At 66.4% G+C, this 13660-nt stretch carries 9 protein-coding genes; 1 reads left to right on the top strand and 8 read right to left on the bottom strand.

Annotated features, from left to right (window positions below; translation table 11 throughout):
• Positions 1-515: 515 nt before the first annotated feature.
• The gene (gene yghU / locus ACQR1F_RS27760; protein WP_315801313.1) at positions 516-1391 is read right to left on the bottom strand and encodes a glutathione-dependent disulfide-bond oxidoreductase; all 876 of its coding nucleotides are present in this window, start codon (positions 1389-1391) and stop codon (positions 516-518) included.
• A 179-nt stretch (positions 1392-1570) separates the two neighbouring features.
• Here yghU and ACQR1F_RS27755 point away from each other — a divergent pair, with 179 nt between their 5' ends.
• On the top strand, positions 1571-3082 hold the full coding sequence (locus ACQR1F_RS27755) for an acetyl-CoA acetyltransferase (protein ID WP_316183440.1): 1512 nt from the start codon (positions 1571-1573) through the stop codon (positions 3080-3082).
• Positions 3083-3097: 15 nt separating this feature from the next.
• Here ACQR1F_RS27755 and ACQR1F_RS27750 read toward each other — a convergent pair whose 3' ends face one another.
• The 7 genes from ACQR1F_RS27750 to ACQR1F_RS27720 all read right to left on the bottom strand — a co-directional run bounded on the left by ACQR1F_RS27750 (position 3098) and on the right by ACQR1F_RS27720 (position 13608).
• Positions 3098-3436 (bottom strand): antibiotic biosynthesis monooxygenase family protein, encoded by a 339-nt coding sequence (locus ACQR1F_RS27750; RefSeq protein ID WP_315801315.1) that lies wholly within the window; start codon positions 3434-3436, stop codon positions 3098-3100.
• 112 nt (positions 3437-3548) lie between these two features.
• Positions 3549-4637, bottom strand: a complete 1089-nt coding sequence (locus ACQR1F_RS27745; protein WP_434914216.1) for a J domain-containing protein — start codon at positions 4635-4637, stop codon at positions 3549-3551.
• A gap of 39 nt (positions 4638-4676) precedes the next feature.
• Entirely contained in the window at positions 4677-5642 is a 966-nt protein-coding gene (locus ACQR1F_RS27740; RefSeq protein WP_434914215.1) for an MBL fold metallo-hydrolase, read from the bottom strand.
• 339 nt (positions 5643-5981) lie between these two features.
• A complete protein-coding gene (locus ACQR1F_RS27735; RefSeq protein WP_434914214.1) occupies positions 5982-7673 on the bottom strand; it encodes a methyl-accepting chemotaxis protein in 1692 nt (563 codons plus the stop codon).
• Positions 7674-8143: 470 nt separating this feature from the next.
• A complete protein-coding gene (locus ACQR1F_RS27730) occupies positions 8144-9850 on the bottom strand; it encodes a methyl-accepting chemotaxis protein (protein ID WP_434914213.1) in 1707 nt (568 codons plus the stop codon).
• 386 nt (positions 9851-10236) lie between these two features.
• Entirely contained in the window at positions 10237-11745 is a 1509-nt protein-coding gene (locus ACQR1F_RS27725) for an ABC transporter substrate-binding protein (protein WP_434914246.1), read from the bottom strand.
• Positions 11746-11904: 159 nt separating this feature from the next.
• Positions 11905-13608 (bottom strand): methyl-accepting chemotaxis protein, encoded by a 1704-nt coding sequence (locus tag ACQR1F_RS27720; protein ID WP_434882610.1) that lies wholly within the window; start codon positions 13606-13608, stop codon positions 11905-11907.
• Between the last annotated feature and the right edge of the window lie 52 nt (positions 13609-13660).

The following is a 13660-nucleotide window of genomic DNA, read 5'->3' as shown; positions in this document are numbered from 1 at the left end:
GAGTGGTGGTTCTCGCCAGGGGTCATCACCTCGGGACGAGTTGGTCAGCACACGGCATGCATTGCGGCGCCAGATGATTGTTGCACGATTCTCTTGTGACAAGAAAAGACGTGATGTCAGAGATCAAACCATCGCGATTCATCGCACTGCGGCAAAAATGAAGACCGCGCGTGGGTGACGGAGTGCGCACGCGAGTCGTGCCGGCGAAAGGGCGGTTCGCGGGTCGTGTCGTCCTTGCGAGCGAAGCAATCCAGAGTCCCGCGTCGACTCTGGATTGCTTCGTCGCTGCGCTCCTCGCAATGACGGGTGTTAGCCCGGGTGCCTGGATCGTGGCGGATTTGTAGCCCGGATGAGCGGCTGACATCCGTAGGGTGGGCAAAGCGGCGCCATCAGGCGGCGCGTGCCCACCGGCGGTTGATGTGAGGGAGCGCGGTGGGCACGGCGCGTCGCACAGATGTGAACGCCAACAATGATGGAAGGCGCGCCTTTGCCCACCCTACGACACGACGACCGAACTACCCGCCCTGCCCGATCTTGTCCTGCGTCTTGGTATCGAAATCGCCGGCGTCGTGGCGCTCGTGGAGCTGGCTCTTGGGATCGCCGGAGACGCGGTTGACCATGCGGCCGCGCTTCACAGGGGTGCGCTGCGCGATCTGGTCGGTCCAGCGCTGGACGTGTCTGTAGTCCTGCACCGAGAGGAATTCGCCGCCTTCGTAGAGCAAACCCTTGGCGAGCGCGCCGTACCACGGCCACACAGCGATGTCGGCGATGGTGTAGTCGGGGCCGGCGAGATACTCGCTTTCGGCCAGGCGGCGGTCGAGCACGTCGAGCTGGCGCTTGACCTCCATCGCGAAGCGGTCGATGGCATATTCGATCTTGGTCGGCGCATAGGCATAGAAGTGGCCGAAGCCGCCGCCGAGATACGGCGCGGCGCCCATCTGCCAGAACAGCCAGGACAGGCATTCGGCGCGCTTGGCCGGCTCGGTCGGCAGGAAGGCGCCGAACTTCTCGGCCAGATAGACCAGGATCGCGCCGGACTCGAACACGCGGATCGGCTCGGGCCCGCTGCGATCCATCAGCGCCGGGATCTTGGAATTGGGATTGATGGCGACGAAGCCCGAACCGAACTGATCGCCCTCGCCGATCCGGATCAGCCAGGCATCGTATTCGGCGCCGCTGTGGCCGAGCGCCAGCAGCTCCTCGAGCATCACGGTGACCTTCACGCCGTTCGGCGTTCCCAGAGAATAGAGCTGCAAGGGATGACGGCCGACAGGCAATTCCTTCTCGTGGGTCGGACCTGCGATCGGCCGGTTGATGTTGGCGAAGCGGCCGCCGCTGGCCTTGTTCCAGGTCCAGACCTTGGGCGGCACATAGCTGTTCTGTTCGGACACGGCAGACTCCGGCATGAGCGTCAGGAGCGAGCGTTTTAGGCGTATATGCCGTCGAGCGGAAGCCGCACCGCGCGCGGGCGCCATCAGCATTTTCTGCATTGCGCGGTCGAACCTGCGATGACAGAACGGAGACAAGACAACAATGACGGTCCGTCATGGGCCCGCTCCTGGAAACGCCGATGACTGCAACTACCCTGCCCCCCGACCGCATTCCCGTGATCGTCGGCGTGGGCGAGATCGTCGATCGCCCGAAGGACATTCGCGACGGTCTGGAGCCGCTGGCGCTGCTCGAACAGGCGATCCGCCGCGCGGAAAATGACGCGGGCGCCAAGCTCGTCCATGACACCGGCTCGCTCGACGTCGTCAACTTCCTGAGCTGGCGCTACCGCGCCCCCGAGCAGCTTCTCGCGCAGCGGTTGGGCGTCGCGCCGGCGCACTGCCATTATGGTCCGGTCGGCGGCGAGAGCCCGATCCGCTTTCTGCACGAGGCCGCCTTGCGCATCGCGCGCGGCGAATGCGAGGTCGCCGTGGTCTGCGGCGCCGAGGCGCAATCGACCGCGACCAAGGCCGAGCGTGCCGGCATCACTCTGCCGTGGACGCCGTTCGCCCATGATGTCGAGGAGCCGAAGCGCGGCGCCGCATTCCAGAAGCCGCTGGCGGTGAAGCTCGGCGTGTTCCGTCCGGTCTCGGTCTATCCGTTCTACGAGGTCGCGAGCGCGGCAAAATGGGGCCAGACGCCGCGGCAGGCGCTCGCCGAATCCGGCGAGCTGTGGTCGCGCTTTTCGGCGGTCGCCGCCTACAATCCCAACGCCTGGCTGAAGCGGCACTTCGCGCCCGACGAGATCACGACGCCGTCGGCCGACAATCGCCCGATCGCCTGGCCCTACACCAAGCTGATGGTCGCCAATCCCATGGTCAACATGGGCGCGGCGCTGATCCTGACCAGCCTCGCCAAGGCGCGCGCCGCCGGCATCGCCGACAACCGCATGATCTATCCGCTCGGCGGCGCATCGGCGGAGGATCCGCGCGACTATCTCACGCGCGACCAGTTCGCCGAGAGCCATCCGCAGAACGCTGTATTGCGGGCCGCGATGAACATCGCCGGTGGCAGCGGCGCGGCGTTCGACGCCATCGAGCTCTACAGCTGCTTTCCCTGCGTGCCGAAGATGGCACGGCGAACCCTCGGCCTCGGCGCCGACGTCGAGCCCACCGTCACCGGCGGGCTGACCTTCTTCGGCGCGCCGCTCAACACCTACATGACGCATGCCGCCTGCGCGATGGTGCGGCGGCTGCGCGGCGGCGCCAAGCGCGGCCTGCTGTACGGCCAGGGCGGCTTCGTCACCAAGCATCATGCGCTGGTGATCTCGCGCGAGCCGCCGTCGTCCCTGTCACAGGAGGTGAGCGTGCAGGCCGAGGCGGACCGGCACCGCGCCGTCGCGCCGGAGTTCGTCAGCGAGGCCAGCGGCGGCGGCAGGGTCGAGAGCTTCACCGCGCTGTTCGATCGCAACGGCGAGGTCGAGCATGGCGTGGTGATGCTGCGCACCGAGCAGGACGCGCGCACGCTGGCGCGCGTGCCGGCGCAGGACGCAGCCACGCTGGCGCGGCTGATGGATCAGGACAGGTCGCCGGTCGGCTTGCTCGGCACGATCACGATGGCCGCGGATGGCGTGCCGGAGTGGCGGGCGAATTAGTCCACTTCCGTCACCTCACACCTCCCGCGCCTCGTGCTGCCAGCGTGCATAGGCCGTATCCCAATCAGGATCGCGCTCCGCCACGAAGCCGAGCGTTCGGCCGCCGCCGAGGTCGCGGAAGCCGATCATGGCGCGCCGGTGCGCGCCGCTTCTGACATAGACGCGCATGCTGGCTTCGTCGGTCCAGACCGTCAGCGTGTGATAGATGCCATTCACCGGACGAAGCTCGACGCGCAGATTTCCGGGAGCGGCGCGCGCCTGGCGGACGGCGCGCAGCGTGTGCCACCAGAATCGCGCCAGCCGAGTGAGGCCGCGGTGCGGGCGGAAGCCGGTGACGGACACGTAGACGCTCATGGCGCGCTCCTGGATCGCACCCCGTCGCGGGGAAAACGGTCGCGCCGGCGGGTGTGAGCACAACGCTGCTCACCGCGTCCTGGATGTCGGCGCGTAGATCACGGTCCGGCGGTCAGCGCCCACTTCGCCTGGGCTTCACGTCGGCAGGGACCGTGCCGGTGGTCTCCGCAGCCGCCGGGGGCGAGCTGTTGTCGCCCGCCAATTGCTGGTCGCGCTTGAGCGCGACGGCCTCATCCCGCCGCGCGGCCGCAACCGCCGATTCCGGATCCAGCTTGAGCGCCTGGTTGAAGTCGGCGAGCGCGCGGTCGTAGCGCCCCTTTTCCAGCCACACCGCGCCGCGGTCGCTGTACGTCGCGGCATCGTTGAAGCCCATGCGCACGGCGTGGTCGAGATCGACGAGGGCCTCGTCCAGATCTCCCTTGCGCTGGAACGCCAGTCCACGATCGTGAAACAGCATCGGGTTGTTCGGATCGAGCCGGATCGCCCGCTCATAATCGCCAAGCGCCCGGTCGAAGCGGCCCATCCGGACCAGATCCCTGGCGCGGTAGCGATAGAGATCGGCATTGCGGGGCGCGAGCCGGATCGCCTCGTCGAGATCGGCGACGGCCCCTTCGACATCGCCCTGGCGGCTGCGGTCCATCGCGCGCTTCACCAGGGATGCGGCGGTCATCGGTTCGGCCGGGACGACCGGCTCTGCGGCTTGCGGCGCCGGCGCCTCCATCGCCGGGGGCGGCACCGGCAGCACGGCTCCGGTCGCATCCTGGACGGCAGGCGCCGGGATGGTCTCACCTGCGACCTTGCGCTGCGGCGCGGATCGGGCCTGCGGCGACGGTGTCACGATCGAGCGCGTCGCCTGCCTGCTCATCCAGTCACCGGCGGAGGGCAACAGCAGAATCTCGAGGCCGATCAGGATCGCGCTGAGCACGGCGGTCGCCGCGGTGAACTGCAGGATGGCGTCCCAGCGCTCGCGGCGGGCGCGATCGCGCTCGGCGGCAAGATCGGCGTCGTATTCGGCGCGCAGGCCAGGGTCGCGCAGCACGTTGTAGGCGACGATGATCATCTTGAGCTGATGCTCCGACGCCGCATCGGCGCCGCCCCGGAGGTCGGGATGGTGCGCCTTGGCGGCCAAGCGGAACGCCCGCTTGATCGTGTCGAGATCGGCCCGCGGCGATACGCCGAGCACCTCGTAATGCGTCTTCATGGTGCGATCCCGTGCCTCTCTACCGAGGCCGGTTCGGGATCACGCGGGGTGCAGGTCGAGCGCATAATGGGCGCCATCGCGGGTGAGCCTGCCAAACGCGGCCCACGGAAAATGAGATCCACAAACCAACATCTTTTCTGCAACGATACGATCGAGCAATCTGCGCCGGCTGACCTCGGCAGCCGGGCCGTCCTGGTCATAGGCGCCGTGCCATTCCGGATGGCGCAGGCACAATGCCGGCACATAGGCGGTGTCGCCCGAGATCATCAGTTGCTCCGCTCCGGAGCTGAGATGAAAGGCGGTGTGCCCCGGCGTATGTCCGGGGACGCTGACGAAGCGGATGCCCGGCACCACCTCGTCCTCGCCCTCGACCGGCAGCACGTTCTTCCACCCCGGGATCACGCTCTGGATGCGGCGCGCCAGCGACTGCCGCCACGGGGGCAGCCGGCTGGTCAGAGATGCGTCGGTCCAGAACTTGTATTCCGCCGCGGCCACGATGATCTCGGCGGTCGGAAACACCGGCGCGTTGGTGTCCTCGCCGAGCAGTCCGAAGATGTGATCGGGATGGAAGTGCGAGATCAGGATGGTGTCGATGTCCTCCGGGCGAATGCCGGCTGCTTTCAGATTGTCCAGCATGCGACCTGAAATGAAGATCGAGTCGGAATTGTAGCCCTGCACCTGGCCGCCGCCGCCGGCATCGCACAGCACGGTCTTGCCCTTCAGCCGCACCACGAAGGTGGAGATCGGGATCGGGACGAAGGCGGAGCTCAGGCCGGCGGCTCGCAGTGCCTGCTTGACGTCGCTGATGCTGGCGTTGCCGATGAAGCCGGCCTCGTGCGGCTTTTCCCAGATCCCGTCATAGAGGGCGATCACCTCGGCCTCGCCGATCGTGATCCGGCGATAGCCGGGCGTGGGATCCTCAGTGCGGCGGCGCGGCTTGGCGGCAACGACGGCAAGCCCCGCATCGAGACCGAGGGCGGCCGCAGCCGTCGCGGCCGATAGCACCAAGGTCCTGCGCGAAGGGCCGCTCGCAATCACATTGCCTGCCACTAAATGTACCGCTGGTTGAATAAATATCTAACACAAGTTAACCTCTGCACCTTAGCGGGATTATGGCGCGACAACGGCCTTTCTGGCCGGGGCGTCAGGTGTGGGGAGTCTGCAACGGTGGGGGAATGATCCGGTCGAGCGGGGCGCCGCCTGACGAACGGCGTACGCATGGGCGTCGACGTGGTTCGCCGGGGCGTCATCGGCTCTGCCCGCGGCTATCGGTAGGGCTGTTCGACTATCGGATGCAACGGCGGCCCATCTCGGCCGCTGTCGCAGGCTTCGTCATGCCGCGGATCAGGCGGCGCGAACGGATTGCAGGAAGCGGCTGACCTCCTGCTTGAGCCGGTTGCTGTCGCCGGAGAGCTGGCGCGCGGCGCTGAGCACCTGCCCCGAGGTGTCGCCGGTCTCGCTGGCGCCGCGCTGGACGTCGGCGATGTTGGCGGACACCTGCTGTGTACCCGCGGCGGCGTGCTGGATGTTGCGCGAGATCTCGGCGGTTGCGGCGCCCTGCTCCTCGACCGCGGCCGCCACCGTCGCGGCGATCTCCGACAGCCGCTCGATCGTCGTCGAGATCTCCCTGATGGCACCGACCGACTCCTGCGTGGCCCCCTGGATGCCGGAAATCTGTTGGCCGATCTCGCCGGTCGCCTTTGCAGTCTGTTCGGCCAGCGCCTTGACCTCGGAGGCGACGACGGCAAAGCCGCGGCCGGCTTCGCCCGCCCGCGCAGCCTCGATGGTGGCATTGAGCGCCAGCAGATTGGTCTGCCCGGCGATCGTGTTGATAAGCTCGACGACGTCGCCAATGCGAGTCGCCGCCTTCGACAGCTCCCCGACACGATCATTGGTGCGGCGAGCCTGCTCGACCGCATCGGAGGCGATGCGCGCCGACTCCTGCACCTGGCGGCTGATCTCACGGACCGACGAGGTGAGCTCCTCGGTCGCCGAGGCGACGGCCTGAACGTTGGCCGACGCCTCTTCGGAGGCCGCGGCGACGGTGGTGGACAGCTCCTGCCCCCGCACGGCGGTGCTCGACAGCGAATTGGCAGAACTCTCGAGCTCGCTGGAGGCCGAGGACACCGTATTGACGATGTTGCCAATGGCGCCTTCGAAACTGTTCGCAAGCTCTGACATCTCCCGCTTGCGCGAGGCGGCTGCGCGCCGCTCCTGCTCACCGAGCTCCCTGGCGTTGAACCGCACCATCGTCTGCACGGTCTGCAGGTTACGCAGCGCGCGGCCGATCTCGTCGTCGCGCTCGATGCGCATGCGGGTGTCGAGCTTGCCCTGAGTGATGCTTTCCATCGTCTCGTTCAGATGATCGAGCGGCGCCACGATCACGTTCATCGTGCGCAGCCCGACCAGGCCGCACAGCACGACACCAGCGGCGGCAATCGCCACGGCGGTCATTCCGGCGAGCCCGCCCTCCCCGAACGAAATGACGCCAAGCACGAGCAGGAACAGTGTCTGCAATCCAACCAGCGTTCGCAGCCTTGCCGCGATCGTGCCGGCGAACATCGAGAGATGGTCGAACACCGAGCGGCGGCGGACGATGCCGTCGTCGATCTTGTAACCATGTGGCCGCTTTTCGCGAATCGCCGCATAGACCTGCTCGGCCTCGGCGCGCTGGTCGGCGGGCAGCTTGGTGCGCACCGAGGTGTAGCCGACGACTTGGCCGTCTTTGCAGATCGGCGACGCCGTCGCCAGCACCCAGTAATAGTCGCCATTCTTGCGGCGGTTCTTGACCGCGCCGACCCAGGGACGGCCGGCCTTGAGCGTGGTCCAGAGATTGTCGAAGGCTTCAGGCGGCATATCGGGATGGCGCACGATGTTGTGCGGCTGCCCCATCAGCTCGGCTTCGGTGAAGCCGGCCGCGTCGACAAAATCCTGGTTGAAGAAGGTCAACTTGCCCTTCGTGTCGGTCTTGGACACGATCAGCGTGTCATCCGTGATCGGATACTCGACGTTGGTGACGGGCAAATTCTTACGCATGGCGAGTCTTTCAATCGACGATGATGGCCGTGAGCCGTGCCGGCACTGGCATGACTAATTTTGTTGCAAGAGATGCATCGATCGTCGCAGTCGCCGATTAACCTAAGATAAAATGCCGCCACCGTTGAAATACGGGCGCTGGCGCTCATTGATGGCAGTTGCAAATCGCGCAAGGCCTGTAGCCGGTGTGTCGCCACACGAGTGCAGACAGAACGGCGCATCCATGTTGCCGCCGTTGACGGAGCGCACAGATCGTTGCGCTCCTGGCCGCTCGGGATCTCAGGCGGCGCGAACCGTTTGCGGGAAGCGCGTCGCCGATGCGGGTCGCGGCCCTCGACAGCTCGCCGAGGCGATCGGTGGTCGAGCGCGCCTGGCCGACTGACTCGCCCGCCATCCGCGCCGACCGGCCCACGAAAAAGGGCGCGGCCTCCCGGCTACGCCCTGGTCTCGTTGGAATCTGCCCGCCGGGATCAGGCGGCGCGCACGGTGTCCAGGAAACGTCCGACCTCGAGCTTGAGGCGGTTGCTGTCGCCGGACAGCATCTGCGCCGCCGAGAGCACCTGGGACGACGCCGAGCCGGTCTCGCTGGCACCGCGCTGCACCTCGGCGATATTGGACGACACCTGCTGCGTGCCGATCGATGCCTGCTGGATGTTGCGCGAGATCTCCTGCGTCGCCGCGCCCTGCTCCTCCACCGCGGCGGCGATGGCCGAGGAAATCTCCGACAGCTTCTCGATAGTGCCGGAGATCTCGCGGATGGCCCCAACGGATTCCTGCGTCGCTGTCTGGATGCTGCCGATCTGCTGGCCGATCTCGCCGGTGGCCTTGGCGGTCTGCTCGGCCAGCGCCTTCACCTCGGAGGCGACCACGGCAAAACCACGGCCGGCTTCACCTGCCCTGGCGGCCTCGATGGTCGCATTGAGCGCCAGCAGATTGGTCTGGCCGGCGATGGTGTTGATCAGCTCGACGACGTCGCCGATGCGGGTCGCGGCCTTCGACAATTCGCCGACGCGATCATTGGTCCGCCGCGCCTGGTCGACGGCATCGCTGGCCATGCGCGCGGACTCCTGCACCTGCCGGCTGATCTCGGTGACCGAGGAGGCCATCTCCTCGGTAGCGGATGCGACCGACTGGACGTTGGTCGAGGCTTCCTCGGAGGCGGCGGCAACCGTGGTCGCCAAGGTCTGCGAGCGCGCGGCGGTCGAGCTCAGCGACGTGGCCGACGCCTCCAGTTCGGTCGAGGCATGCGACACGGTGCCGACGATCTGCCCGACGGCCTGCTCGAAGCCGTCGGCCATCTGATGCATCTCGGCGCGGCGCTTCTCGGCCATCAGCTTGTCCATCGCGATCTTGGCCTCGGCCTCCTGCTGCGCCTTCTCGGCCAGCATCACCTTGATCTGGTTGACGGCCTGCGCCGTATCGCCGATCTCGTCGCCGCGGCCCTCGCCGGAGATGGCTACCTCCTCTCCCTTTGCCATGCGCTGCAGCACGGCGACCAGCGCGCGCATCGGCTTGGCAATGCCGTACTGGCCGATGACGAAGCCGAGCGACAGACCGGCGATGATGCTGATGGCGGAGAGTACCATCAACCTGTGTGATGTTTCGACATACTCATCAGCCGACGACTTGGCCAATTCTTCGACGCGGTGATCCACCTGCTCGGCCACTGCCCGCATCTTGGCTCGGAGCGTCTCGGCAACGGCATCACTGGCCTTGACCGTTTCGAGCAACTTCTGAGCGGAGTCGCTGATCTGGTTGGAGGACGCCGCCTCCACCACGGCCAGCGTCTTGCCGATACTTATCTGATAGGCTGCGAATGCGTCTCGAACGCCGCCGAGCATCGCCTGGGTTTCCTGGTCATTCGTCTTTGAGACTTCGTCCAACCGTTCCTTGAACGCCTTCATCTGCTCGTCGATGATGTGATGCGCTGCGTTGCGGTTGTCGTCGCGAGGATCGAGTGCGCTACGGAACTCAGCGCCGACGATGGACGCCACATTCGTGTTGGCTCGCGCGGCCAGCATCGAGCGCCGAGCAGCCCGCGCCATGCGCTCGGCGTTCTCGTTGAGATCGCGCAATGCACCGGCGGCGATGTAGCTCAGGGCACCCATCATGGCGCTGAGCAGGAGCACGATCGTAAGAATCTTAGTCAGGACGCGAAAGCGCGAAAGAAACGACATCTACAACCTCTCATGAAGGCCGATGACGTCAAACGAAGCCGAGACTACGTCGAGGACGCAATCGAAGTCGCTCCTGCATCACCGGTGATGTTGGGTGAGCCGACCTTGTTGCGCTTGAATCGAAAAAAATCTTAATTTTCTCGACCGTAAAAATTCGGATCAAATGATACGCGCGGACGGTATTTTTCCCCGCCGCGCGCTCGCCCCGATAGACAGCCACGGTAGTGGCCAACCGCTGCGAGCGCTCGGCCACCGAGGGTCGGGGATCTTCACCGAGGCTTCGAACTCACCGGAGGCAGAGGACGCGCACGCCGACGATCCGCGAGCCCGTCGCTTCGAGGGCGCGCCGGCAAGTTGCTTCATCTCGCGCTCCCCCGCGCCGCGGATCATTCCAGCTCGATCGGCTGATAGGCGCCGGTCTCGTCGAGCGCGGTGCCCCAGATCTTGTGCGAGGCCTGATGTTCGGCGGGGCCGAAGTTGAGCGAGGCGCCAAGCCCCAGATCGATGTTGCGCATCGACTCCAGCGTATCGATCAGCCGCTCGGTATCGAGCTGCGGACCGGCCTGCTTCAGGGCTTGAACCAGGATGCTTGCCTCGATGTAGCCCTCGAGCGAGGTGTAGTCCGGCGGTTCGCCGGGGAAATGCTTCGCCAGCGCGGCCTTGTAGTCGAGCACCACGCTCGAATAGCCGGAGACGGCGGGAACGGTCTGGGTCACGACCACCCCGGCTGCGTAGCGTGGGCCGAGCAGCATGAGCTCGTTGGCAAGCGCCGATGCACCGACCGCCGACACGTTGACGAAGAGGACGCCGGGCAGCGCGTCGCGCGCCTTCTCGATGAACTTGGCGGCCGCGCGCGAGGTCGCGACCATGATGACCGCACGGACCGGCACCTTCTGGGTCTTGAGCTGATTGATCGCGGGCTCCACATCCACGGTGTTGCGGGTGTAGTTGACGCGCAGGATCGCCGCGTCGTTGAGGCCGAGGACGCGAAACGCCTTTGCAACGCCGGCAAAGCCTGCATCGCCGAACGAATCGTCCTGCGCGAACAGCGCAATCTGTCGTGGGGGCACGCGGCGCAGCTTGACCAGGTAATGCACCAGCGCATCGGCCTCTTCCGAATAGCTCGGACGATAGTTGAAGACGTAGCGGTCCGGCGGATCATGACGCGAGACGTTCGCGCCGGTGTAGGGGCTGAAGAACAGCATCCTACGCTCCAGCGAATATGGAATTGCGACGGCCGCCGTCGCGGTCCCGAAACTGCCGACGAAGCCGAATACGCGCTCCTTCTCGTAGAGCTGCTTCATGGCATCGAGCGTGCGGTTCGGATCATAGCCGTCATCGGCCACGGCGAGCCTGAGCATTCGGCCATTGACCCCGCCAGCTTCGTTGGCGCGGTTGAATGCGGCTTCGATGCCCACCTTGAGCAGGCGGCCCGATTCCTTGTTCGCGCCCGACAGCGGCAAGACGCTGCCGAACGTGATGTCGCGCTCCGTGATGCCGCGAACCGCCGAAGCAGCCACGGCACTCGTTGCCCCCGTCGCAGCGACGGAGAGCGTCGGGTCCCGCAGCGCGCCGGCCGCCGGTGCGCCGATCGATCGCTCGATGTCGGCGAGCTGAAGCTCGGCCCGCCGGCAGTCCTGGCGGCCGCTCGCCACGGCCGCGCGACCGTCGGCGATGGAGCGGTCGAACTGGCGCGTCAGCTCGTTGCGATCGCCGTCGTTGTTGGACGCCTCGCGGATGACGGCCTGGAACTTGCCGATGATGGCCTGGATCCGCGGCCGAGGGATATCGCTGCAGGCAAGGGCCGCCCCGATGGCGGGACCGATCCTGCCGCCGAGGTCGCGCACGACGGCAAGGTTGTCGCCAGGCGCGGCCCCGACAGAGGTCGTGAGCATGAGGGTGAAGATGATCGCCGAGGAAGTCGCGAACGATCGCGTCCGGCTCATCATCTCGTGGCGGGCCCGAAGGTCAAGGAAGGTCATCATGTCGGGATTCGAACTCGTTGAAACATGTTGGTCGGATCGTTGTGAGCTGATGAGATCGCCGCAGGTCTGTCAGGCCGCGCGGACCGTCTCCAGGAAGCGGCTGACCTCGCGCTTGAGGCGGTTGCTGTCTGTCGACAGCCCCTGGGCCGCCTCCAGCACCTGGGTCGAGGCCGAGCCGGTCTCGGTGGCGCCGCGCTGCACGTCGGTGATGTTGACGGAGACCTGCTGCGTGCCGTGAGCCGCCTGCTGCACGTTGCGCGAGATTTCCTTGGTCGCGGCGTTCTGCTCTTCGACGGCGGCTGCGATCGTCGAGGACACCTCCGACAGCCGTTCGATGCTGCCGGAGATCAGCCTGATCGCCGCGACCGATTCCTGCGTCGCCGTCTGGATGCCGGCCACCTGCTGGCCGATCTCGTCGGTCGCCTTGGCGGTCTGCTCCGCCAGCGCCTTGACCTCGGCGGCGACGACGGCAAAGCCCCGCCCCGCCTCGCCGGCCCGCGCCGCCTCGATGGTGGCGTTCAACGCCAGCAGATTTGTCTGCCCGGCAATGCTGTTGATCAGCTCGACCACGTCGCCGATGCGGCTCGCCGCCCGCGACAGCTCGCTCACCCGCTCGTTGGTCTTCTTCGCCTGCTCGACCGCTTCGTTGGCCATGCGCGCCGATTCATGCACCTGGCGGCCGATCTCGGTGACCGAGGACGTCATCTCCTCGGTGGCCGAGGCGACGGATTGCACGTTGGTCGACGCTTCCTCCGACGCAGCCGCCACCGTGGTTGCGAGCTCGCCGGCGCGGACCGCCGTCTTGCTCAAGGTATCCGCCGAGACCTCCAGTCTGGACGAAGCCGACGAGACCGTCTCGACGATCTCGCCAACGGCGCTTTCGAAATCGTCGGCCATCTTGTGCATGTCGGCCTTGCGGCGGGCCAGCGCCCGCTGCTCGGCTTCCTTCTGCTCCGCTTCCAGCGCGTGACGTGCGACCGCATTGCTCTTGAACACCTCGACGGCGCCGGCCATCTCGCCGATCTCGTCGCCGCGTCCCACGCCGGGCACCTCGACGTCGAGGCGGCCGCCGGCGAGGCTCTTCATCGCGCTGGTCATGCGATGCAGCGGGCTGGTGATGCCGCGCCCGACGATCGTTGACACGACGAGCAGGACAAGCAGCACGATCCCGGCCGCCATCAGCGACTGCCGCGTCGAGGCCCAGGCCTGCGCCGAGAGGTCATCGATATAGACGCCGGTCCCGACCAGCCAATTCCAGGGGGCGAAGCCGGCGACATGGGTGAGCTTGGGCTGCGGCGTCTCGGAGCCGGGCTTCGGCCAATCATAGTCGACGAAGCCGCGGCCATGCTGGCGGACCACGTCGATCATCTCGATGAACAGCTTCTTGCCGTTCGGATCCTTCATGTCCGCGACGTCCTGCCCGACCAGCTTGGTCGAGATCGGATGCATCAGCATTTTCGCGGTCAGATCCGTGACGAAGAAATACTCGTTGCCGCCATAGCGCAGCTGGGAGGCGCGCTCGAGCGCGCGCTTCTGCGCCTCGGCGACCGAGATCGTCCCCTTTTGCGCGGCCGCATGCTCCTCGGCGAAGATGCCGAGCGCGAGCTCGGTCAGATGCTGCAGCTCGAGCTGCTTCTGCTGCTTGAGGCCTGCGGCGAGCTCGCGGGAATTGAAGGCGGTCAGGCCGATCAGACCGAGGAAGCTCAGACCGATCAGGGCGTAGATCTTGATACCGATGGTGAGCTTGAGGCGATGAGGCATTGCAAACGACATGTCAGTCTCCACGGGCGCGACTCATGCTGGGGCGCTCGGGGACAGATCACGT

The organism is Bradyrhizobium sp. HKCCYLS3013 (assembly GCF_051167615.1).
Taxonomy (GTDB): Bacteria; Pseudomonadota; Alphaproteobacteria; order Rhizobiales; family Xanthobacteraceae; genus Bradyrhizobium.
Note: the sequence above shows the minus strand (reverse complement) of the source record. Positions and strands in the feature narration are given on the sequence as shown.

Coding starts and splice junctions, on each gene's coding strand:
- ACQR1F_RS27755 (WP_316183440.1), top strand. CDS start 1,571: ATGACTGCAACTACCCTGCCCCCCGACCGCATTCCCGTGATCGTCGGC.
- ACQR1F_RS27725 (WP_434914246.1), bottom strand. CDS start 11,745: ATGCTCACGACCTCTGTCGGGGCCGCGCCTGGCGACAACCTTGCCGTC.
- ACQR1F_RS27730 (WP_434914213.1), bottom strand. CDS start 9,850: ATGTCGTTTCTTTCGCGCTTTCGCGTCCTGACTAAGATTCTTACGATC.
- ACQR1F_RS27745 (WP_434914216.1), bottom strand. CDS start 4,637: ATGAAGACGCATTACGAGGTGCTCGGCGTATCGCCGCGGGCCGATCTC.
- ACQR1F_RS27720 (WP_434882610.1), bottom strand. CDS start 13,608: ATGTCGTTTGCAATGCCTCATCGCCTCAAGCTCACCATCGGTATCAAG.
- ACQR1F_RS27735 (WP_434914214.1), bottom strand. CDS start 7,673: ATGCGTAAGAATTTGCCCGTCACCAACGTCGAGTATCCGATCACGGAT.
- ACQR1F_RS27750 (WP_315801315.1), bottom strand. CDS start 3,436: ATGAGCGTCTACGTGTCCGTCACCGGCTTCCGCCCGCACCGCGGCCTC.